Origin of the sequence: Achromobacter sp. GbtcB20, from assembly GCF_019091095.1 — a bacterium.
Taxonomy (GTDB): domain Bacteria; phylum Pseudomonadota; class Gammaproteobacteria; order Burkholderiales; family Burkholderiaceae_B; genus Achromobacter; species Achromobacter mucicolens.
Window position 1 is genome coordinate 1 of sequence record NZ_JAGXJZ010000546.1, and the last position, 270, is coordinate 270.

The following is a 270-nucleotide window of genomic DNA, read 5'->3' on the forward strand; positions in this document are numbered from 1 at the left end:
GCGTGGGTGCCGATCACGAGGTGCGCCTCGCCCGACTCGGCCATTTCGCTGGCGGCCGTCTATTCCTTTTTCTTGAGGCTGCCGGTGAGCCAGGCGACCTTCACGCCGAGCGGCTCCATCCAGGCGGCGATCTTCCTGAAATGCTGCTCGGCCAAAATCTCGGTCGGCGCCATCAGCGCGGCCTGGTAGCCGCTGTCGATCGCCTGCGCCGCCGCCAGCGCGGCCACCACCGTCTTGCCGCTGCCGACGTCGCCCTGCAGCAGGCGCTGC

Annotated in this window: 1 pseudogene; it reads right to left on the bottom strand. The window is 69.3% G+C overall.

The window, feature by feature from the left end:
* Positions 1–62: 62 nt before the first annotated feature.
* Positions 63–270, bottom strand: a pseudogene (locus KVT32_RS30155) (DEAD/DEAH box helicase); the annotation flags it as partial.